The sequence below is a fragment of the Rhodanobacter glycinis genome, from assembly GCF_900114325.1.
In the GTDB taxonomy this organism is placed as follows: domain Bacteria; phylum Pseudomonadota; class Gammaproteobacteria; order Xanthomonadales; family Rhodanobacteraceae; genus Rhodanobacter_A; species Rhodanobacter_A glycinis.
Map to the genome: position 1 here is coordinate 29140 of NZ_FOSR01000006.1, position 22820 is coordinate 51959.

General features: G+C 64.7%; 17 protein-coding genes. 8 read left to right on the forward strand and 9 right to left on the reverse strand.

Going from position 1 to position 22820, the window contains the following annotated elements; genetic code table 11:
- The first annotated feature begins 79 nt into the window (after positions 1 to 79).
- Positions 80 to 976, forward strand: coding sequence for a LysR family transcriptional regulator (locus tag BMY90_RS08075; protein WP_092703119.1), 897 nt, complete (start codon positions 80 to 82; stop codon positions 974 to 976).
- 69 nt (positions 977 to 1045) lie between these two features.
- Here the strand turns inward: BMY90_RS08075 and BMY90_RS08080 are convergent, their stop codons facing one another.
- Positions 1046 to 1582, reverse strand: a complete 537-nt coding sequence (locus tag BMY90_RS08080; protein WP_092703121.1) for a carboxymuconolactone decarboxylase family protein — start codon at positions 1580 to 1582, stop codon at positions 1046 to 1048.
- Positions 1583 to 1717: 135 nt separating this feature from the next.
- Between BMY90_RS08080 and BMY90_RS08085 the strand changes: the two genes are divergently transcribed.
- Entirely contained in the window at positions 1718 to 2644 is a 927-nt protein-coding gene (locus BMY90_RS08085) for a cupin domain-containing protein (protein WP_092703122.1), read from the forward strand.
- Positions 2645 to 2912: 268 nt separating this feature from the next.
- Positions 2913 to 5768 carry a sensor domain-containing protein gene (locus tag BMY90_RS08090; protein ID WP_245734984.1) on the forward strand — a complete coding sequence of 952 codons (2856 nt, stop codon included), beginning with the start codon at positions 2913 to 2915 and terminating at the stop codon, positions 5766 to 5768.
- Positions 5769 to 5804: 36 nt separating this feature from the next.
- Here the strand turns inward: BMY90_RS08090 and BMY90_RS08095 are convergent, their stop codons facing one another.
- Positions 5805 to 6320 carry a hypothetical protein gene (locus BMY90_RS08095; protein WP_139201720.1) on the reverse strand — a complete coding sequence of 172 codons (516 nt, stop codon included), beginning with the start codon at positions 6318 to 6320 and terminating at the stop codon, positions 5805 to 5807.
- Positions 6321 to 6816: 496 nt separating this feature from the next.
- Here BMY90_RS08095 and BMY90_RS08100 point away from each other — a divergent pair, with 496 nt between their 5' ends.
- The 4 genes from BMY90_RS08100 to BMY90_RS08115 all read left to right on the forward strand — a co-directional run bounded on the left by BMY90_RS08100 (position 6817) and on the right by BMY90_RS08115 (position 10993).
- Positions 6817 to 8019: an MFS transporter gene (locus BMY90_RS08100; protein ID WP_050984397.1), complete on the forward strand. Its 1203-nt coding sequence runs from the start codon at positions 6817 to 6819 to the stop codon at positions 8017 to 8019.
- Positions 8020 to 8147: 128 nt separating this feature from the next.
- On the forward strand, positions 8148 to 9536 hold the full coding sequence (locus BMY90_RS08105) for a chloride channel protein (RefSeq protein ID WP_175481529.1): 1389 nt from the start codon (positions 8148 to 8150) through the stop codon (positions 9534 to 9536).
- A 159-nt stretch (positions 9537 to 9695) separates the two neighbouring features.
- Positions 9696 to 10280, forward strand: coding sequence for a peroxiredoxin (locus BMY90_RS08110; protein ID WP_175481530.1), 585 nt, complete (start codon positions 9696 to 9698; stop codon positions 10278 to 10280).
- 89 nt (positions 10281 to 10369) lie between these two features.
- Positions 10370 to 10993, forward strand: coding sequence for a glutathione S-transferase family protein (locus BMY90_RS08115; protein ID WP_092703130.1), 624 nt, complete (start codon positions 10370 to 10372; stop codon positions 10991 to 10993).
- A gap of 94 nt (positions 10994 to 11087) precedes the next feature.
- On the opposite strand, the gene BMY90_RS08120 is transcribed toward BMY90_RS08115, so the two are convergent.
- Entirely contained in the window at positions 11088 to 12134 is a 1047-nt protein-coding gene (locus tag BMY90_RS08120; protein WP_092703132.1) for an MDR family NADP-dependent oxidoreductase, read from the reverse strand.
- 127 nt (positions 12135 to 12261) lie between these two features.
- Positions 12262 to 12984 carry an SDR family oxidoreductase gene (locus tag BMY90_RS08125; RefSeq protein ID WP_175481531.1) on the reverse strand — a complete coding sequence of 241 codons (723 nt, stop codon included), beginning with the start codon at positions 12982 to 12984 and terminating at the stop codon, positions 12262 to 12264.
- A gap of 218 nt (positions 12985 to 13202) precedes the next feature.
- On the opposite strand from BMY90_RS08125, the gene BMY90_RS17215 reads away from it, so the two are divergent.
- Entirely contained in the window at positions 13203 to 13364 is a 162-nt protein-coding gene (locus tag BMY90_RS17215; protein WP_157618227.1) for a hypothetical protein, read from the forward strand.
- A gap of 26 nt (positions 13365 to 13390) precedes the next feature.
- On the opposite strand, the gene BMY90_RS08130 is transcribed toward BMY90_RS17215, so the two are convergent.
- From BMY90_RS08130 to BMY90_RS08150, 5 genes are all read right to left on the reverse strand, one after another.
- Positions 13391 to 14923: a glycoside hydrolase family 30 protein gene (locus BMY90_RS08130; RefSeq protein WP_092703136.1), complete on the reverse strand. Its 1533-nt coding sequence runs from the start codon at positions 14921 to 14923 to the stop codon at positions 13391 to 13393.
- A gap of 252 nt (positions 14924 to 15175) precedes the next feature.
- Positions 15176 to 18136 (reverse strand): TonB-dependent receptor, encoded by a 2961-nt coding sequence (locus BMY90_RS08135; RefSeq protein WP_092703138.1) that lies wholly within the window; start codon positions 18134 to 18136, stop codon positions 15176 to 15178.
- 251 nt (positions 18137 to 18387) lie between these two features.
- Positions 18388 to 19227, reverse strand: coding sequence for an endonuclease/exonuclease/phosphatase family protein (locus BMY90_RS08140; protein WP_092703140.1), 840 nt, complete (start codon positions 19225 to 19227; stop codon positions 18388 to 18390).
- 152 nt (positions 19228 to 19379) lie between these two features.
- Complete coding sequence (locus BMY90_RS08145; protein WP_092703142.1) at positions 19380 to 20657, reverse strand: FAD-dependent oxidoreductase; 1278 nt, start codon at positions 20655 to 20657, stop codon at positions 19380 to 19382.
- Positions 20658 to 20784: 127 nt separating this feature from the next.
- Positions 20785 to 22629: a peptide-N4-asparagine amidase gene (locus tag BMY90_RS08150; protein ID WP_175481532.1), complete on the reverse strand. Its 1845-nt coding sequence runs from the start codon at positions 22627 to 22629 to the stop codon at positions 20785 to 20787.
- Positions 22630 to 22820: the final 191 nt, after the last annotated feature.

Here is a 22820-nt window from a genome sequence, read left to right on the forward strand (position 1 = left end):
GACGGCCCCATCCTGATGTTTCATCAATCGCCCCGATAGCCGCATAATCTGGACATCTTGTCTCACTGTTGGAACACCCATGGATCTGCTCGCCCTGGCCGATTTCAACGACGTGGCCCGCCATGGCGGCGTGGGCCGCGCCGCACGCCTCACCGGCCGCCCCAAGGCCACGCTGTCGCGCCGCGTCCGCCAGTTGGAGGACGCGCTCGGTGTGCGCCTGTTCGAACGTGGCGGCCATGAGCTGCGCCTTACCGCGGAAGGCCGTGCCTTGCATGAGCAGACCCAGTCGCTGCTGGAACACATCGATGAAGTGGGCGACACCTTGCGCCAGGGCACCACCACACCACGCGGCCGGCTGCGCATCAGCGCCCCGGTGCTGTTCGGCCAGCGCGGGCTGGGCCGCATCGCGGCGGACTACGCGCTGGCCTATCCGCAGGTGCAATTGGAAGTCATCACCGAGGACCGTTTCGTTCATCCGGTAGAAGATGACTTCGACCTGATCATCCGCGCCAACCCGGATCCTTCGACCGATTTGTCCGGCCGCTGCTTCCTGCGCGATACGCAGGTGGTCGTGGCCGCGCCGTCCCTGCCCCGGCCCACGCGACAGCGTGACGTGGCCGTTCCGGTCATCACCCTGCCGCGCACAACGCCCGGCATCACATGGCAACTTGAACGCGCACGCAGCACGCTTCGCGTGACCACCCGCACCGTGCTGCGCCTGTCGTCGATGGCGATGATCCACGACGCGGTGCTCGCCGGCGTGGGCGCCGCGGCCGTGCCGCGCTCGCTGGTGCAGGCCGACATCGACGCCGGCCGGCTGCTCGACTGGGGCACGCTGGGCAGTCGCCCGATCGAAGTCTGGGCGCTGTATCCCTCGCGTCGCCACGTCAGCGCACGCGTATCGGCCTTCGTGCAACTGCTGGTGGATCGCTTCGAGCACGCCTCGCCCGCGGCCTTCAGCCGACTCGTTGGCTAGGAGCGGCAGACAAGACAAGGCACCGCGCCGGAACCGGGCCGTGTGGTCCCGGTTCCGTTCGTCCATGGCTCAGGCCACCTTGGGGAAATCCACCACGGTGTCGTTGATCCGGTTGACCATGTTGGTGAACAGGATGGCACTGACTACGAGCGGAATTTCCACCAGCTGGCGATCGCTGAAACCGACATCGCGCATCGCGTCCACGGCGGAGGCCTCGACGGTGCCGCGATCGCGCACCAGCCCAAGCACGAACTTCACCAGGGTGTCGATGCGCGCATCCGCGGCGAAACCACCTGCGCGCAGTTCACGCGCCTGCTCGTCGCTGTAGCCGGCCAGCTTGCCGGTGAAGGTATGCGCGGCCACGCAGTAATCACAGCCCGTGGCTTCGCTGACCGAGAGGTTGATCGCCTCCTGCTCGCGCTTCGAAAGCGTGCTCTTGCCCAGCGTGGCGCCGGTATGCAAGACGTTCGCCAACACGTTGGGGGCATTGCTACCGATGACGGCGTAGGCATTCGGCAGCTTGCCGACGTTGCGCTTGATGCTGGCGAACAGTTCGGCGGTTTCGCCTTCGGCCTGGTCGAGGGTAAGGGTATGCAGTCGGTTCATGAGGGTGACTCCGGTCGGGAAGGAAAGGGTCCGGCTTGCTTGCGTTGTTTCCGGTGGTGAGAATGCTAGCCACGGCGCCGCGTCCCGCTTGTCCCGGGCGTCTCGGTGTTGATCCCATTCGTCTCAGGCAACCCCATGGACAGTCTCGCTGCGCTGGTCACCTCGATGCGGCTGCGCGGAAGCGTCGACCTGCTGTGTCGCTTCGCCGGCATGTGGTCGGTGGACGAGGAAGCCAGGGAACCCGGCACGGTGCGCTATCACATGGTGCTGGAAGGCCGTGCGCATCTCGAGTCGGGGCGTACGCACATCGACCTTGCCGGTGGCGACCTGGTGCTGTTTCCCCATGGCGCGGCGCACACCCTGCGCAGCTCGGAGGGGCGAACCGCCGTTGCGTATCCGGTCACGAGGCAGGCGCAAGGCGAGCTGACCCGGGTCGACAGCCTGACCGAACAACACGACTACGACATGCTCTGCGGCAGCTTCGAACTGGGCCAGTCGCACTCGTTGCTGCTGCAGTCATTGCCCGAGGTCGTGCACGTGTCGACGCAAGGGCGCGATGACTGCGCATGGCTGCTGGCCTTGATGCGACTGATGCGGCACGAAAGTGCGCAGCCGCTGGCTGGCGCGCCCGCCGTGATCGACGACCTGTCCCGCGCGATGTTCACCATCGTGTTGCGCATCCTGATGGAACAGGGCGCCTTCACGCACGGCTTGCTGGCTCTGTTGACCGATGCGCGGATGGCCCCCGCCATCGCCGCCGTCATCGATACCCCGGCCGAAGCCTGGACACTGGAACGCATGGCCGAACGAAGCCGCATGTCACGTGCCAGCTTCGCCCGGCACTTTGCGGAGCTGAGCGAGATGACGCCACTGGACCTGGTAACGTCGTTGCGCATGGAACAGGCGGCCCGCCTGCTGCGCGACACCCGGCGCTCCATCGAGTTGATCGGCGAGTCCTGCGGCTATGCCACGCACTCTGCCTTCGGCCGCGCCTTCAAGCGCCATTACGGTATGTCGCCGGCGGCCTGGCGGCGCGCGGGTGACGAGCCGAACCCATCCTGAGCGACCGCCCGGCCCTTGCCAAATCCAGGCAACCCGGTGTCGCCCCGGGCTGGCGCCCCACCCCGGCACACGCCCTTCTCCATCGCCCGGAGCTGCAACAAAGTCCCGGTCAGAAGGTGCACACTAGTGCCGGGAATCGCCGGGGGGCGCCCACGGGACAGCATCGGAACGGCAGCGGCCACATGCAGTGGCCGGCCTGACATTCCGCCATGACTGGGATCCAATGTCGACTTGGGAGCGCATCGTGCCGGAGATGGAGTTTCAGCATATGTTCGAGCGCATCAGCGATGCCTGCATGGCGCTCGACCGCGACTGGCGCTACACCTATCTGAACGCAAATGCCCTGGCCCTGCTCGGCCAGCCAGGGCAAAACCTGCTCGGCCAAAGCCTCTGGGCCGACTTCCCCGAAGACACCCGGCAGCCATTCCGGCGTGCGTGCGAACAGGCCATGGAGCAGCAACGCCCGATCCAGATCGAGGCGTTCCACCCCACCTGGCAGCGCTGGTTCGAAAGCCGCATCCACCCGTCGGAAGACGGCGTGACGATCTACTTCCTCGACACCACCGAGCGCCGGAAAGTCGCGCAAGGCCTGTTGCGACAGCAGCAGATGATGGTGCAGGCGCAACAGCTGGCGCAGACCGGAAGCTGGGAATGGGACCTGCCAGACAACCGCGTCATCTGGTCGGCCGAGCTTTATCGCATCTACGGCGTGACGCCCGAGGAACACGACGCCACGTTCGAAGCGTACCTCGCGCTGCTGCATCCGCTGGATCGCGATCGCGTGCAGCAGATCATCACGCATGCCATCGACGACCAGGAACCATTCGAGTTCACGGAGCGCATCATTTGTCCCAACGGGACTGAGCGCACCTTGCTCAGCCGCGGCACCGTGGTGGCCGATGCCGCGGGGCATACGGTACGCATGCTGGGCGCCTGCCAGGACATCACCGAGCGCACGCGCGCCGAGCGCTTCGATATCGGCCAGCACGACATCCTTACTGCCATCGCCACGCAACAACCGCTGCGGCAAAACCTCGAAGCCATTGCGCGCCTGCACGAAACGCTCAACCCCGGCGCGATGTGCTCGCTGCTGCTGGTAGACGACGACAGCCGGCACGTCCTGCACGCCGCCGGACCGAGCCTGCCGGAGGCCTACAACCGGGCCATCCACGGACTGGAAATAGGCATGGCGCACGGTTCATGCGGCACGGCTGCGTGGCGCGGCGAACGCGTCGTGGTCGCCGACATTGCCACCCATGCCTACTGGGCGGACTACAAGGACCTGGCACTGGAGCACGGCCTCAAAGCATGCTGGTCGACCCCCGTCTACGGCAGCAACGGGCAATTGCTTGGCACGTTTGCGGTGTACTACCGCGAGATACGCGAGCCGCGACCGGACGAGCTTCGCAACATCGATCGCATGCTGCCGATCACCAGCATCGCCATCGAGAGCGACAAGCTGCTCGCACGCCTGCGCGAACGCAACCTGTTTTTCGAAATGTCGCAGGAAATATTCTGCATCATCAACACGCGAAGCCGGCGAATCGTCCAGTTCAATCCGTCGTTTTCGCGTGCCACGGGTTACAGCGCCGCCGAGTTGACGGCACGCGACTACCGGGAATTCCTGCAGTCGGAACACGATTCGGATGATGGCGATCCGATGCACGCATCGACGATATCCACCGAGCAGGTCCGCGAGTTCGTCAACCGCTGCCGCTACAAGGATGGCAGCGTGCACTGGCTGGAGTGGATGGCCTTCGCCGCGCCGGATGGATTGCTTTACGCGGTGGCGCGCGATGTCACCGAGCGACGCGAGGTCGCGGCGGAGTTGGCTTACGCCTCCAATCACGATGCCATCACCGGGCTGCCGTACCACTCGGCGGTGGAACACGTCCTTGCCACCCTGCTGCAGGATGAGGCCACGTCATCCGTATGGGTGCTGGTGCTGGGGCCGGATCGCTTCCAGGTGGTCAACGAATCCGTCGGCCACGCCGCCGGCGATGATGTTCTCAGGCAACTGGCCAGCCGGCTGCAGGCCGTGCTCGGCAAACAGGGGCGGATGGCCCGCTTCGCCGGCGACACATTCGTCACCGTCGTACACGATCTATCCCGGCCGGCCGTACTCGAACTGGCCGAACGACTGCGCGCCGCCGTGGCGCTGCCGGTCGAGGGAGACGACTACCGCCTGCTGCTGACCGCCAGCGTCGGCATCAGCCAATCGCCCGACCATGGCCGTGCCCCGACAGACCTGCTGCGCAATGCCGAGGCCGCGATGAACCAGGCCAAGCGCGAAGGGCGCGATCGTGTTTCCGAGTTCACCATCGAACAAATGCGCGCGCTCGACGAACGCCTGGTCCTCGGCCGTTATCTGCGCGACGCGGTCCGCCGCGGCGAACTGGAGCTGTACTACCAGCCGCAGCACCGGGCGAGTGATCACGCCTTGACCGGTTTCGAAGCCCTGTTGCGCTGGAACAGCCCCGAGCTTGGCCTGGTCATGCCGAACCGCCTGGTTCCGGTGGCCGAAGCACTGGGCCTGATGCGTGAAATCGGCGAATGGGCGCTGGAGGCCGCGTGCAGGCAGATACGTGCCTGGATGGATCACGGTCATCGCGATTTCCATGTCGCCGTCAACATCTCCGCACAGCAACTGCAGAGTCCGGGGCTGGTCGACACGGTACGGGCCGCGCTGCAACGCCACGCCGTGCCGAACAGCATGCTCGACATCGAAATGACCGAGAACGCGTTGATGGAAAACGTCGGGCAGACCCGGCGCACGCTGGCTGAGCTGAAGGCATTGGGCACGCGGCTGGCGCTGGACGATTTCGGCACCGGCTACTCCAGCCTGGCCTACCTCAAGCAGTTCCCCATCGACAAGGTCAAGATCGACCAGAGCTTCGTGCGAGGCCTGCCCACTGATGCCGATGACGCAGTCATCGCCAAGACCATCATCGCGCTCGGTCACCAACTGCACATGACGGTGGCGGCTGAAGGCGTGGAGACTTCGGCACAAGCCGCGTTTCTCGCCCAACTGGGCTGCAACGAGCTGCAAGGCAACCACCTGGGTGCTGCACTTCCCGTCAGTCAGGCGGAGATTTGCTTTGGCAAACACGCTGCCGGGTCATGAGCGAGTCACCGCCGCCGACGATCCGGCTTGCCACGATCAATGCATCGTGCGCAGCGCCGAAAGCAGCAACCCCACCACGGCGCTGCCACCCATGAACACGATCAACAGACGATAGGCATATGCCGGCCAGCCGCAACGGACGGCGCGAGTCGCATGCAGGAAGATGGCCAACGCCAGAGCGAACAACAGCGTCCCGAGCAACACCACCCACCACGCCGACACGACCGTCCCGATGATGACGCCGGCATTGCCCGCATTGAACGCCAGCCATTCGAGGGTCACGACACGCACAGCGGGTGCACGCTGCAGCAGAAGTGCCTGGCCCACGCCGAGTACGGCCTGTATCACACCAACCACCAGCACCAGATAGGCCACGGCCCACATCACCGTGCGACTCGGCACATGGGCCATCACGGCCGCCAGCACACCACCACCCACCACCGCCAGCGCAGCCATCGCCGCGAATGGCATCACCGTCCACGATGGCGGATTCGCATGCGCCGTTTCGCCGGATTTTGCAGCCTGACGCAAGAACCTGAGTGGGTTGGACATGCCCATGGGGTTGCTACCTCGTCGAATCGAATCACCCGGACGGATGTTCGCATCACGCCCCGCAGCTTGCACCGCAGGCACGCTACAACCAGCGCCGGCCATTGCGAATGACCTGGATCAGGCGTGTCGCCAGGGCAGCCATCAGACCGCCTCGCCACATACCCGCGACGATGCCATTGGCGTATCCTGATCGCTGCGCCTGATTCGGCCCCTGGACATTCGCAGCGTCCGGAACAACCGCGACGCATTTCATTCACGGGCAGGATCGACAGCGTGCAACCGATACCAGACGCGAGCCGGGGACTCCCCATCCCATGCTTCGCGCGCCAGCTCGCTCCAGTCCGTCGTCCACCGCATCCACCCGCCCCGACCGGTTCGCCACGACCGGCATGATCGGGTGATCCCTGCCGTACCGCCACGTCCCCACCGCATGAACGACACAGCCTCCAGCACTCAATCCCTGCTAAACGATCCCGAAGCGGGCGCCGCGCCGCCGATGGTCACGACGGCGCAAGCGGCCGGTAAATCGCCCACGCGCTACAGCGTGCTCGGTGCGGTCAGCTTCGTGCATGTCCTCAACGACATGATGCAGTCGGTGATCCTGGCGATCTATCCGCTGCTCAAGGGCGAGTTCAACCTGAGCTTTTTCCAGATCGGCGCGATCACCCTGACCTTCCAGTTGACTGCCTCGCTGCTGCAACCGGTGGTCGGCATGGTCACGGACAGGAAGTCGTTGCCGTATTCGCTGCCGATCGGCATGTGCTTCACCCTTTCCGGCCTGCTGCTGTTGTCGGTGGCGCCGAGCTATCCGCTGTTGCTGCTGGCGGTGGCGCTGATCGGTTGCGGCTCGTCGGTGTTCCACCCGGAGTCCGCGCGCGTGGCGCGCATGGCCTCGGGCGGACGATACGGATTCGCCCAGTCGGTGTTCCAGATCGGCGGCAACCTTGGCCAGGCGCTGGGTCCGTTGCTGGCCGCCGGCATTGTGCTGAAGTTCGGGCGCAGCCACGTCGGCTGGTTCGGCCTGGCGGCGGTGCTGGGAATCATCGTGCTGCTGCAGGTCAGCCGCTGGTACAGCCACCACATCAACGAGCGTGTCAGGAAACGCACGCACGCGGATCATCCGCCCTTTCCTGCGCCCGTCGTGCGTCGCACGATCGGCGTGTTGATGGTGCTGATGTTCTCGAAATTCTTTTACCTGGCCAGCATCAGCAGCTATTACGAGTTCTACCTGATGCACCGTTTCGGCTTGTCGATGGCGAGCGCGACCCGGCTGCTGGCGGTGTTCCTGATGGCCGTCGCGGCCGGCACCTTGATCGGCGGCCCGATCGGCGACCGCATCGGCCGCAAGCAGGTGATCTGGTTTTCCATCCTCGGCATCGCCCCGTTCACCCTGCTGCTGCCGCACGTCGGCCTGACGTGGACGGTAGGGCTCAGCGTGGTGATCGGCGTGGTGCTGGCCTCCGCGTTTCCGGCGATCATCGTGTATGCGCAGGACATGATGCCGCATCGCATCGGCATGATCTCGGGCATGTTCTACGGCCTGTCGTTCGGCCTGGGTGGCCTGGGCGCCGCGGTACTTGGCGTGGTGGCGGACCACTTCGGTATCGTGTTCGTGTACCAGGTTTGTGCGTTCCTGCCGCTGCTGGGGTTGCTCGCGGTGTTCCTGCCGAATGTGCATCCGCCCGGGCACGGGGCGTAAACCGGTCGCTGCCCGCCGGCGCGCCGTCCCGGAAAGCCACCCGACGCCCCATGGCGGGCGGTTTTCCGCGAACTCCGGCAGCTTGATACAATGGGCGGTCCACTTTCCCATATCAGGCCCTTCAGCGCATGCGCGGCTCCCACCTAACCGAACCGCTGGTGATGCTGGCAACCGTGCTGCAGTGGCTGGTATTGGCAACCCTCACCGGCATCCTGGTGGGCACGGGTTGCAGCCTGTTCCTGCGCATCCTGTTCGCGACCGCCGGACACACCTACACCGCGCCGCTGTGGCTGCAGATGGCCGTGCTGCCAGTCGGTGGCCTACTGAACGGCCTGCTGCTGTATTACGGCAAGCGGCAGAACCGTACCGGGCTCAAGGATTCGGTGATCATTGCGGTCAACGACCAGAACGGCAAATTGCCGTGGAAGACGCTGTGGATCAAACCCGTGGCCACGCTGATCACGCTGGGCTGCGGCGGTTCGGCCGGCAAGGAAGGTCCCTGCTCGCACCTGGGCGCCAGCATCGCCGCCGGTCTCGGTGAGCTGCTGCACCTCAACTCCGAATTGCGCCGGCGTCTGGTGGCCTGCGGCGTCAGCGCGGGTTTCGCCAGCGTGTTCGGCACGCCCATCGCGGGCGCCATCTACGGCGTCGAGATGCTGGCCATCGGTCGCATCCGCCACAACTTCCTGTTCCCCGCCATCGTCGCCGGCGTGACCTCGTATGAAGTCAGCCGCTTCTGGGGTGTGCCGTATCCGAAGATCAATGTCTCCTTCGTCGGCGACTTCACCGAGCTGCTGTTCCTGAAGACCGTGATGATCGGCATCCTGTGCGGCGTGGTGGCCTGGATATTCATCGAATTGCTGCACGGCATGCGACGCCAGTTCACCCGCCTGCGCGAGCGCTTCGGGATCTGGCCACCGCTGATGCCATGCATTGGCGGCGTGATTCTGGCCTTGTTGATCGTGGTGATCCCCAACCAGTACATGGGCCTGAGCCTGCCGCTGATGGATAACGCGCTGCAGGGTCAGCCGATGCCTTATCTCGGCTTCCTGTGGAAGGCGCTGCTGGTCGCGGTCACGCTGGGCTCGGGCTTTTACGGCGGCGTGATCACCGAACAGTTCGTGATGGGCGCGGTCGCCGGCGGCGCCTTTGCGCACCTGTTCGGACTGTCGCCGCCACTGGGTGCGGCGGTGGGGCTGGTCTCGGTCGTGGCGGCCGCCTCCAATACGCCGATTGCGGCGATCCTGATGGGTGTCGAATTGCTCGGCGGCGACAGCACGCTATACGTCGCCGGTGCCTCGATCGCCGCCTATCTCATCGTCGGCCACCGCAGCGTCTACCCCGAGCAGCAGATTGCCGCCACCAAGACCTCGTGGATGACCGCTCGCGCCGACGTGCTGGTCAGCCAGGAAAAGGTGCGCCTGTCCGGCGAACTGCTGCGCTGGTGGCACGAACGCCGGCACCCTGGCACGCCGTATACCGCGGACCCGACCGATCCGCCCGAGGACCGGCTGTAGTTCGCAAGGCTTGCAGCCGCGCCGCAAAAACCCGCGATGTTCCGGGGCAAACTTCATCCTATGCTTGCTGTCAGTTTGTCCGCACGGCTGAAGGCATCCATGTCCGTCGTCGTGACGTATATGGAAGTGCGGCACCTCTGCCCCGCCAAGGAACTGTCCATGAAGCTTTCGACCAGACTGACCATCGTCGCCGCAGTGGCTGCCATCGCCCTTGCACCACCTGCCTTCGCGGCGCTCAAGGTGGGCACCCAGGCCCCCGACTTCACCGCGCCGGCCTACCTCGCCGGGCAACCGTTCACCTTCAACCTCACTGCCGCCTTGAAAAAGGGCCCGGTGGTGGTCTATTTCTTTCCCGCGCCACACACCAGCGGCTGCAATATCGAGGCGCATCTTTTCTCGCAGGCCATCGACCAGTTCAAGGCGCTGCACGCTACCGTGATCGGCGTCAGCGCGGGCCATCTTTCGCAACTGGCGGCGTTCTCGAAAGAAGCCGATCACTGCAGCGGCAAGTTCCCGGTGGCCGCCGACAAGGGCGCGAAGATTGCCAAGGCCTACGACGCCACCTTGTTCTTCCGCCCCGGCTGGTCGAACCGGACCTCGTACGTGATCGCCCCGTCCGGAAAAATCGCGTTCGTCTATTCCAGCCTCAGCCCGACCAAGCATGTGCAGGAAACGCTGGATGCCGTGAAGGCGCTGGAGAAATCGCAGGCGGCACGCCCACGTACGGCGTCGAAACAACCCTGAGCAGTTGCACGGCATCACCGCGTGTCGATTCCACGACACGCCATTCGTCGTCTCCCCGGATCACCCACAACCATCCGAGGAGACGCCACATGAAGCTGTACTGGTCGGACGTACTGTCGCCACGCAAGGCCTGCGCGGTGGCGAAATACCTGCAATCACCGGTGGAATATGCCTATCTCGACCTTGGCCGGGGCGAGCACAAGACCACGGATTATCTCGCGCTCAATCCCAACGGCAAGGTGCCGACGCTGGTGGACGGCTCGCTCGTGTTGTGGGAAGCCGATGCCATCATGTGCCATCTGGCCGCGCGCAGCGATTCGGAGCTGTGGCCGCAGGACGGGCGCCAGATCGAGGTGATCCGCTGGCTCAGCTGGAACACGCAGCACTTCACCAGGCACGGCGGTACGCTGTATTTCGAGTACATCATCAGGGCACGCTTCGGCATGGGTATTCCCGACCCGAACGAAGTAGAGCAGGCCACGAAGGAATGGCGTCGCTTCGCCAAGGTGTTGGACCAGCACCTGCGTGATCGCCGCTGGCTGGTCGGCGATACGCTGACCGTGGCTGATTTCGCGGTGGCCGTGACGCTGCCCTATGCGGAGCGCGCGCACATTCCGTTGGCCGAATTTCCCGCCATCGAACGCTGGCACGAACGCCTGAACGAGCTGGACGCCTGGCGCGAACCCTTTCCCGAGCTGGTGGCGGCCGACTGATCGGGGAAGGACGAACGCCAGAACGGCCGCACGACAGTGTCAGCGTCATGCCCGGCACCTTCCCGGCCTGCGCCGGGAAACCCGGGCGCCTGTTTCAGGCCGCCGCGTCGAGGCGAACCACCGCCCAGCCGGTCGTCGCCCCCGCGAGCAAGCTGGAAAAGGCGCGCGGCAATGCGTCGATACCCGCGAACACGGTCGAGCGGACCACCACTTCGTCACGGCTGAGCCAGCCGCGCATGCTCGCCTCGAAATCGGCGCGGGCCGATTCGTGTTCCAGCACCGTGAAGCCGGTCATGCAAAGCCTGCGCTTGATGAAAAGATGCAGATTGCGCGGCCCGTGGGCATCGGGTTGCGCGTAATCCGAAACCATGCCGCACAGCACGATGCGACCATGCTCGCCCATCGCCGCGATCGCCGCTTCCAGTTGTTCGCCGCCGACGTTGTCGTAACAGAGCGACAGCCCCTCGGGAGCGAATTCCGCCAGCGCCTCGGCCACCGCGGTGGCCTTGTAATTGAACGCCGCGGACAGCTTCAGCTCATCGCGCAGATACGCCAGTTTTTCCGCACTGCCGGTGCTGCCGATCACGCGGGCCCCGCGCAAGCGTGCGATCTGGGCGGCATAGCTGCCCACGCCACCCGCGGCCGCCGACACATATACGCTGTCCTTCGCGCCCACCTTCCCCACTTCCACCATGCCCACATAGGCGGTGAACGCCGTATGCCCGAGTGCCGTCAGATACATTTCCGGCGGTTTCTGTGCACCCACATCCACCCGCCGCAGCTTGCTCGCCTGCACCACGTCACGCGTACGCCAAGGGGCGATATGCACCACCCAGTCACCGGGTTTGAAATCCGCCGTCGTGGATTCCAGCACCTGCGCCACCGCATCGCTTTGCGGTACGTCGCCCACGCCCAGCTGCCCGGCATAACTGTGGGTTGCCGCGGCCTTGTTGCCGTCGTGCGCTGCCGCACGTCCGAGGCGCGAACGCATGCCGGCGTTGACGCCGAAACACACGTTCCTCACCCGCACGGCGCCGGCTGGCAGAACGGTCGGCACGCTGGTGTCGAAGCAGCCGAAATGTTCAGGCGTGATGTTGCCCTCCGGCAGCTTCACCAGGCGGATTTCGGATACGGATGTCATGCGTGTTCTCCTGCGCTTCTACCGCCGTATGGACGTGCATGCCGACTCGCGCGGGGAGCCGTGGATGCATCGAAGGCACTCTGAGGCGGCGCGACGGTTTCCGGCAAGCTCGCGCTACGGAAATGCCTCAGACCAGCATGCGCCCGCCATCGACGATCAACACCTGCCCGGTGGTGTAGCTGCCACGCATCAGATACAGGAAGGCTTGCGCCACCTCGACCGGTTCGGCGGCACGGGGCAACGGCTGGCGCTCGGTCATCTGGCGGATCATCTCTGCCGGCAATGCCGCCAGGCGTTCGGTCAACACCGGCCCCGGACAGACCGCGTTGACCCGGATCGGAGCCAGATCCACCGCCAGGCCCCGCACCAGATGTTCCGCCGCACCGGAAAAGGCCGTAGCCAACGGGACGCCCTTCCTCGGCAAGTGGGCCAACAGTCCGTCGGTAAGCGTGATCGAGCCGTGCGCCGACAAGCGCGGCTGGGCATGCTTGATCGCCCTCAGCGCGCCCCAGAAGCGAACCTGCAGGCCCTCGCCCGCCGCGTCGATATCCAGTTGCGCCAGCGGGGTCGGCGCAAAGCCGCCCGATTCGCCCGCCGTGAATACCAGATGGTCGAAACTTTCCTGCGCGGCAAAGAAGGCCGCGACACTGGCCTCGTCATGGACGTCCAGCACCGCACCCGATGCCCCCGCGCCCAGCCGCTGCACCGCGGCGTCCACGTTGGCCTGGCTGCTCGAACCGATCACGACGCGCGCGCCCTCGGCCAGCGCGCCTTCGGCCACGGCATAGCCCATGCCGGAACTGCCGCCGATGATGATGACGGTTTGATCGCGCAATGTGCATGCGGGCATGGGAGCGGACTCCAGGGTTCGGGGATGGAATAGACGCCCCATGATAATCCCCCAACCGTGCGCTACCTGTTCAAGCCGGCATCTCTCATTCGCGCCGAAGATATCGACAACCGCCCCATCATCGCCCGTCGTCGCCTTGCACTGTCGTGCACACAACCATGATGTCGTGTTTACCCTCATCGTCGCATGGTGCAGGTGCCCAACCCGAGTGAGCGCACATGAAACCCAAAGACCCGCACCAGGCAACACATGGCAGCAACGACGCCAGGCAGGAGCAGGCGGCCGTCGCCTCGCGCGATTACGCCAGGCAGCGCGAGGCCGGCGTCAAGGAAACCGAGGCCAAGGTGAAAAAGCAGAAGCAGAAGGACTCGGACAAGTAGCCGCAGGCGCACGCGCCCGCCGCCGGCTATCTGGCCACACTTGCCGCCGGAGCCGGCGCGTCCGGCGCCCCCGGCGGCCACTCGAATGTCGCGACGCTGTTCGCCGGCAGGTCGTACCGGAAGCGGACATCGCCCTGTTCGACCGACAGCCGGGTCGCCTTCGCGTTGCCGTTGACGGCCACCAGCACCACCGACCCATGGTCCGGGTTCTGGAAGGCCACCTGGTGGACGCCCGTCTGTGTGTTGCCGGATTTCACGCGCACTGCGCCGGGCAACACGAAACGACTGAAATGGGCGAAGGCGTAATACTCGTCATTGCGGCTGATCTCGCCGGTTTGCGCGTCGACCGTGACCACGCCCTTGCATTGATCGCAACCGCCGGCATGCGGGCCATGGTCTTCGTCCAGCACCAGGTTCCAGTACACCGCGCCACGCGCCCAGTTCTTGATCGACATCATCAGGATGTTGCGCGCGAACAACAGCAACTCGCCATTTTTTGCCGATGGCCAGTCGCCGCCCGAACATTCGGTGAGATAGGCATCCTTGCCGGGATAGGCCCGGTGCACCGTGGTTTGCGCACTCGGATCGCCGGCATAACAGTGCCAGGCGACCCCGGCGACATACCGGTTGGCGGTCGGATCCGCCAGCACGCTCAGGGGCTGGTTCGGGGTATCCCAGTTGTGATCCCAGCCCAGGATCAGCGTTTTCGGCTTGCGCGCGGCCAATGCCGGCCCGAGGTACTGGCCTATGATCCGTGCGCGCGCGTCTGCCGTCAGCTCCATGCCCGGATAGGTCAAGGGTTCGAACGCCGGTTCGTTCTGCAAGGTCAACGCGAAAATCGGGATGCCGTATCCCTTGAACGCATCGAGGAAGTGCACGAGATAGGCCGCATAGTTCGGCTCGTATTGCTCAAGCAAGCTGCCGCTGATCAGGTTTGCACTGGTCTTCATCCAGGCCGGCGCGCTCCATGGCGAGGCGATGATGCGCAGCCCGGGATGGATCGCCAGGATGTCCTGCAACACCGGAATCACGTTGCGCTGGGCCACGGCCACGTTGAAATGCTGCAAGCCGGGGTCGGTCTGGCCCGCCGGCATGTCGTCCAGGGTGTAATGCTGCAGCGAGAAATCCGACGCACCGATGGTGATGCGCAGCATGTTGAAGTCGAGGCCGGGCGGCGGCCCGAACATTTCATGCAGCAACGCAGCGCGCTGCAAGGCGCTCATCTTGTTGCGGATCAGCCATGCCGACGAATCGGTCAGTGCCGCGCCGAAGCCGGTCATCGTCTGGTAGGTGTGGGCCAGGTCGATGACCACATCGGCCGTGCCTGTATCGGCACCGCGTTCTTCGGCCATGACATCGGGTTGTTGCGCAAGGCGCAGGCGTCGGTCCGCCGTGCTCAACCACACCTGGACCATCACGCCAGTGGCTGGCAGCACTTCGCCCGTCGTGTTCGCAAACGGTTCCGGACGCGGCCAATGCACTGCCGACACGGCCAACAGCGTCAGCAGGGCTACCGACGAAACCGCCGCCCAGCGGCCAATCCCCCGGGTTTCACCCATGACCGGCGCACTTGCCGCGGCCCACGGCCTCGTGCGCCCGCACCACTTTCGCGGTCATCGTGCAACGGTCTCAGGGCATGCCGTATCCGCGCCGCTGCCGGCATTCCCAGGCTGGTCCCGGCCAAGCCCGTCCAGCGGGCATCGATCATCTGAAATCATCATTCGAATCATCAACTTGTGCGCACACCACGCACGGCCATCACAAGGCAGCGGCACACGGCACGAAGGCCGTGTGCCGGGTACCCGGTCAGCCTACAACTTGTAGTTGATGCCGAACAGGACGGTACGCCCCCACGTGTCGTATTCCAGCGGCCGGGTCAGCGGCACGTTGTTGGGCAGGGTGGATACCTGCACGGTCGAATCCGAGGAATTGGTGAGGTTGTTCACCTGCAGCAGCAGCGACAGCCCCTTCCAGCGGCCCTCGCTAAACGCGTAGCCCAGTTGCAAATCGGTTTGCCGGTTGGCCTGGATCTGGGTGTAGCCGAGCTGGTCGAACAAGGCCACCGCTTCGCCGGTGAACGACGAGCGATAGCGTTCGGCCACGCGGATCGAGAAACCATAGCGTTCGTAGAACAACGCCAGGTTCGCCACCTTGCGCGACAACCCCGGCAAGGTCTTCGGCCCGCCGGGAACGGACGAGATGGAGCTCAGCGGAATGGAACTATGGGTCAGCGAGAAGTTGGCCTGCGCGCCAAAGCCTTGCAGCGCGGACGTGAGCAGGCCGCCTTCGATGGCACCGGACAATTCCAGGCCATCCATTTTGCCGCCGGTGCCGTTTTCCGGCGTGGTGAACGAGCCCTTGTTGCTGGTCGGAATCAAGGTGGGCGTGTCGTTGGTGTAGTTCGAGAAATCGTAGTCGAGCACGGTCTTGTTGTAGATGTAGTTGAGCAGGTTCTTGTGGAACGCCGCCACTGCCACATAACTGGCGTTGCCGAAATACTTCTCCCACGACAGGTCGGTACCCACCGCCACGTACGGCCGCAGTTGCGGGTTGCCGCCGCTGCCCGACCACAGGATCTGGCCGGCACCGGGGCCCGTGGTGATCTGCGACACGCCGGCAGACGTGGCCACCTTTTCGTCATCGATGCGGCCGCGCGCCATGGTCTTGGCCAGGCCAAAACGCAGGTACTGCCGGTGACCGATCTCGGCCACCAGGTTCAGGCTGGGCAACACGTTGTTGTACGAGGCACCGCCGGTGATCTTGCCGACCAGCGCATTGCCATTGGTCTGCAAGGCCTGCGACGACTGGTTGGTGTGCACGAATTGCACGCCCACGTTGCCGCGCAGCGGAACATCACCCAGGTGCGTGTCGATGTTGAACTTGACGTATCCCAGCGGCACTTTTTCTTCGACGGTGTAGTTGCGGCTCCAGTCACCCTGCCCGTTCTTCTGCACCAGGTAGAACTGGTTGCCATACAGCGCACCGAGCACGTTGTAGTTGACGATGCCGGGAATGCCGCCGTAGCCCAGCGACGTCGTTCCGCGCAGCAGCGACGGATCGATCGGCGCGCTGAAATGGCTCTGGTACGTATCCGCCGTGGAGCCATTGCCGTTCAAGTAAGCGAAGAAGACATCGGCATGCTTGGTCTTGGTACGATCCGACCAGGCCACGCCGACATCCACGTTGCTGAAGATCCAGCCAACGGGATGGCTGACCTGCAGGCGCAGCGCATGAATGGTGTCGTCCTGGCGATCGAACTCTTCGCGCCCGTCGTAACCGTAGCCGGGCGGGTTGCTCCAGGGACTTCCCGGATCGGTGAACACCATCGTGCCGGGGTCGCCCAGGTCCACCCCGGGCCTGAAGTCCGGATAGCCGAACCCGCTCGGCGTGTTGAAGTCGATGCTGGTGAAGGCACCGTCCGCCAGTCCGCTGAACAGGTAGGCATCGTGCAGTTTCACCCGCGCGCTGGATGAGGACAGGTCCGCCATCAGCGTCCAGTCGCCCACGTATAGCTTGTTGTTCCAGCCAATCGAGTAGAGCTTGTCGTGCTCCTTGGTGTACTCGTTCTGCAGGATCGGCGCGACGCCGAGAATGGTGCCGGACGTGACGATCGGCAACGGCTGGCCGGGCGAGGTCTGCACGTTGTCGTAGCCGACGTGGTCGTACGGGCTGCTCGACCACTGCGCCCCGTTGGTGTACTTGCGCTTGCTGAAGGTGGAGTAATACATGTCCAGCTTCGAGTAATAGACGTCGTTCGGCGCCCACTCCAGCACCGCCATCAGGCCATTGCGCTTCTGCGTTTGCGATTGCGCGCGCAGTTGCATGCCTTCCTGCGAGATCACGTTGTCCGGCATGCCCGGCGTGTGCGGGCCGCCCCAGTTCTGGTCGATACCGGCGCTGCCGTTGTCGGCGCTCCACCACCAGGCCTGGTACTGCTTCTCCTGGATCGGCTGGTCGACCATGGCGAAGCCCACCGCCACGCCCAGCGTGTGGTCGAGGAACTGATCGACATACGAGATGCTGGCGCGATGGCCACTGGTGCCCGTGCCGGTGCCCGGGTTCAACGAGCCGTTGCTGTTGTGCGCGCCGCGCAGGTTGAACACCAGCGTCCGCCTGGACAAGTCCAGCGGGTTGATCGTATGCAGATCCACCGTGCCGGACAGGCCCTGCCCGACCAGGCTGGCATCCGGCGTCTTGTAGATGGTCACGCCGTTGATCAGCTCGGCCGGGTACTGGTCGTATTCCACGCCACGGTTCTCGCCGACCGTCGCCTGCTCGCGTCCGTTCAGCGTGGTGCCGGCAAAGTCGGGCGACAGGCCACGAATGGAAATGGCGTTGGCCTGGCCATCGGCACGTTGCGTGGCCAGACCGGGCACACGCGCCAGGCTGTCGGCGATGCTGACGTCGGGCAGCTTGCCGATATCTTCGGCGGAGATCGCCTCGACGATGTCGTTGGCGTCCTCCTTGGTCTTCATCGAGCTCTCGATGCTGCCACTGATCCCGGTCACCACCACGCGACTCAGGTCGGTGACCGGGGCCTTGGGCTTCTTCTTGTCACTCTGGCTCTTGTCGTCTGCGGCTGTCTTGCCGACGACCGGCGAAGTCGAGGTGGCCGTGGGTGTCGTCTGTTGCGGACTGGCCGACTCCTGCGCTGCGGCAGGCGCGGCACTTGCGATGGCAAACAGTGCGACCGCGCACGCGGCGGCCAGCGGACGGAGATGATGAAACCGGACGGGCGCCACAGCGCCATGCAACACACAACGATCGTTCATGAAGGCCTCCCTTTTGCCCCTGATTTGCACTACCCCTGTGACATGAAACAAATCTTGCACCCGTACTTCCCCCATGGAATGGGCGCGAGTTCACTTTCCGGCACGCCAGCAAATGGCTGCAGCCCCGAATGGTCTCCGTCGTCAGAAGCCATTCATGATTTTCGCGTGGCCATACTGCCTATCCCGCGAGCAAGCGCGAGGAAACAGCATCCACTGTGTCGAGACGATGAAGAGACGCTGGCAACCCGGCGCTACAAGCCGAGCTCGGCGACCACCGGGAAGTGGTCGGAGGGATAGTGCGCGCCATCGTGCGTGGTGATGGTATGCACGGAGAGCACCTTGAAGCCGCGGCTCAGGATCCAGTCGATGCGCTGGTCGGGAATGCCGGTGAAGTTGTGGAACGTCTTCTCCGGACCGGAGTGCGACGCGGCCGCCGTCCACGCATCGTGCAAGTTCTGCACAAGCCTGGCGTGTACCGGAGTATCGGGGCCCGCATTGAAATCGCCCGCGAGAATCACCTTCGCCCCGGCAGGCAATGTGCCGATCCGTTGCAGGATCTCGTTGGCACTGAGCATGCGCGCGTGCACATCCTCGGGCCGATACGGAAAATGCGTGTTGAAGTAGTCGAACGTGCCGCCGCCATCACGCAGGCGAAAGTGCGCCCAGGTCACCATGCGCGGATACGGCTGCCCCCAGGTTTTGCTTCCCGGTACCGTCGGTGTGTCGGAAAGCCAGAAATCACCCGAGCGAATCACTTGCAGGCGCGCCGTGCGATAGAACACGCCCATGTGTTCGCCCTTGGTGCCGCCATCCCGGCCCTGCCCGAACCACGCGTAACCCGGCAGATGCGCGGCCAGGTATTCACCCTGCTCTTCGGTCAGCTCCTGCGTGCCGAGCACATCCGGATGCGCCGCCTCGATCACCTTCACCATCAAGTCGCGCCGGTTCACCCAGGCATTCATGCCGGTATCCACCGGCACGCGCACGTTGAAGGTCATGACCCGCAGCGGCGCCTCGGCCGCCACACTCGTGCCGGCCACGCCCAATCCGAGCACACAGGCAACGACCGAAAACCAACGGCGCAGATTCATCAGAAGTCTCCGAGCATGACGTCATGTCGAACGCTTGAGACTAGCGCGAAAAAGCGTCGTGAAACCAATGCCGATACTCGGCAATGAAACGTTGTGACGAAACACAGGCACTTGGTTCCGCCCTCAGCCTCGCAAGCGGGCTGGAAGCGGTTTCAACGGGCCGCGTCGACACGCGGGCCGGCAATATCCGGTGGCGTTTTAGGTCGGCCCATGGCGGCGAGTGTGTCGACAAATCCGTCCGACAAGGGAAACCGCCCAAACCAGCCTTTGCGCGTACCCGTCAACACGCGAAGCATCTGGCCGCGACCACCTGGCACGCGCGACAGCGGGTGGAACAGCCGGTCGCGCCAGCGTGCAGCGGTGTCGCGATCGGACTGGAACAGCGGCGTCAGCCAACGGCTCCAGAAGTGGTAGATGCCGACATGGGATCGACGCTGGCGTTCATACGCGGCCAACGCATCCGCGACCGCTCCATGCACACGCAGCGCATCGCGCAACGCATGTGCATCCAGCAGCGCCATGTTGACGCCCTGCCCCAGCTGCGGGCTCATCGCATGGGCGGCATCACCAAGCAGCACCGCGCGACCGTGGGACCAGTGCCGGTGCACGGCATCGCGATAGCGGGCAACGGCAAGCCCCGTCGGCACATCGGTGGCGCGCAAGCGGTCGGCCGCCTCGGGCCAGACGGCGGCAACGTCTTCGCGCCAGCGATCCGCATCCACGACACCGTCATCGAGCGAGGCCGTCGGCATGCTCCAGAAGAAGCTCAGGCGGCGTACCGGATCATCCGGCCGCGTACCCACCGGCAGCATGCCGACCATTCGACGCGCAGCCACGTAACGCTGCCGCAACTCGTCTATCCACGGCCAGTCACCTTGCTCGACCAGACACCATTGCGCCCCCCATGGATAGGGGCGATCCAGCGTCGCGGGCACCACCTGATTGCGCAGGCGCGAAGCCGTGCCGTCGGCAACAATGATCAGGTCGAAACCATCATGCCGATGACCTTCGGCATCGGTCACCGATCCGCGCTCGGCATCGATCGATGCCACGGTACAGCCACGATGGATCTGGCGCCCCTCCTGCCACGCGGCATCAAGCAGGCCAAACAGCGCACCGCGTTGCAGTCCAAGGCCGAACAGCCGCTTGTCGAGCTCGCCATAACGCATGTCCATCACCGGGCGGCCCCGGCTGGTCTGGCCATACAACCGCGTGACCATGGCGCCATGGCCGAGCACGTCATCGAGCAGGCCCATCTCCCATAACACGGCCAACCCCACCGGCTGCAGCAGGAAACCGGCGCCAACCGGACCCAACTCCAACGCACGCTCGAACACTTCCACCGCGTGGCCGTCGCGCGAAAGCATCAGCGCCGACGCCTGCCCACCCGTGCCGTAACCGACAATTGCAATCCGCAAACGTCCGCCCACGCGTCCTTCCCCTGCCACTCCAATTGCCGGGAATTAGGCCGTCATCGCGTTCTTCTGTAAACCTTCACTGGAAAGCGGAACAACCGTCCATTCGAGCCGCGCCCCCGTTCCGAGGGCGCGCCCCGCACTACAAAGGCGCCAGCGACGGGCTATCCGGCCGCGAGCGACTGTCGAGGTGATTGACCTGGTCGGGGCAGCCCTTGCCCTGGCTGAACCCGGTCAGGCGTTCGTCGCTCGAGGCGAGGTCGGTTCGATAACAGCTGCCGAACGAATCGACGAAGCTCACCTGCTCGGTCCCTTGCTCGTGATGCGCAAAGTCGCTGCGGTCCAGCGGGTCCGGAATGGTCTTGCCATCTGCCTGGACACGCGTGGACAGGTTTTCCTGCAGCGAGGCGTGGTAGGCCGTCCCGTGCGCATTCGTCTGCTGCCGGTCGATCCGATGGCCTTGCCGCATGGCGACGAGTGCCGTGAAATCCTGCCCTTTGGTCACTACGGACTTGTCGACCGAGAGGTAGAGCGGATCGTCCTGCCTGAGCGTATAGCCGTCCAACGGATGCCCGTCCCGGCTGCGTTCAACAGTCAACGACAGCGATGTCGACTGGTCGATCGTCTCCACATAGCGCTTCGCGGCGGGCTGGCGGAAGGTCTGGTGATTATGGAAGCCGCCCCGATAACGAACCGTGGTGTCGATGGTTCCGCGTGAGGTGTGCAGGCGACCGACGATGACATACGACTGGGTCTGGTCGGTGTTCAGCGTGCCTTCGCTGGCGCCATGGCTGCCGGTGTGCAGGGTGTCGCGCACGATCAGTGTGGCCGGCGGTTGCCGGGCCAGCGTATTGCGCACGATACGACCGCCGAGCTGGCGGCTTTGATGATCCTGATAGACCAGCAGGTTGGCCGCGACGTTGAAGAAATGATCGGCACCCGGTACGCGCACGGATACCGTGTGCGGCTTGCCGTCATCCAGCAAACCGGCGAACGGCGTCAGATCCACCCGGAACGGAATGAAGTTCACCGTCTGGATGCCCGGTGTCGGCAACCACAGATGCGGCGCGATGCCGCCGGTGAAGATCCACGGATACACCGGCGCCAGTCCGGCCGGCTGGCCATCCAGCAACACTTCCACACCGCGAAAACTGCCGCCGTCGCAGGCCTCGAAGCCCTCCAGCGAATACGCCCGCGTCTGCTCCAGGTACGCCTTGTCGACACAGGTGTACCAGCGTTCGTCGTGCGCCTGGCTTTGCGCGATCACATCCAGGTAGGCCCGCTCGACATTGCGCGGAAACGTGAGCTTGCGCGACAGGCTTGCGTTTGGCGTATCCAGCGGCGTCTGCTCGCCGCGCGGGTCGGAGCTCAGCGCATAGACATGATCGGCCGCGCCGGCGACGGGCAGATGGGCATCCGCCGGATAGAACTTCAGCTGCACGCTGACCACGATGGGGCTGTTGGTGGTCGGGCTCACCCAGTTGTTGAGGATCATCTGCCCGGCCTGCGCATGCGTGAACAGCGAGGCGTAATCGGTAAGGTCGCGCTCGACATGCCAGTGCTGGGCCACGTCCGGCGACGGCTCGATGGTGGTGCCGAAATAGAGATTGATGCCACCGAGCCAAAGTGCCACGGTACGATCAAACTGGCGACCCGCCGGCACCGAGAAATCCGCCTCCAGCACCACCTTGCCCCAACCACCCCGGCAGCCCCTGGGTGGCGTGAAATCGAACGCGTAGGGACGCGCGTCCATCGATGACGCATCGCCATGTTCATCGAACGCGTGATGATCAAGCAGGGTCACCGTGCACGGCGTGGTCGCCGGTCGCGAAACCAGTGGCTCGGCCGAAGCCACTACCGGCGAACCGATATCGAACCGCGATGGCGAAGTGGCCTTCGGAGCGGATGCCGACAGCGTCCCCGCACACGCCATCAACACCGCGGCGACCACTGGCCGCCAGTTCTGCGTGCTCTCACGTCTTGTCATCGTTCGCGCCTGCCCGGGATCACATCCGGTCATCATAACCGGCGAAAAACCGCCGTACCGATTTGGCCTTCCATCATCCGGCCCAAGACCCGGCGGCAGACACCAACCGCCACTCCGGAAATTCCACGCCAGCGCGTCCAAAACGGCAAGAGAAGCTGCATCGACGACTTCGCGCCGGCACCTGATGGCCA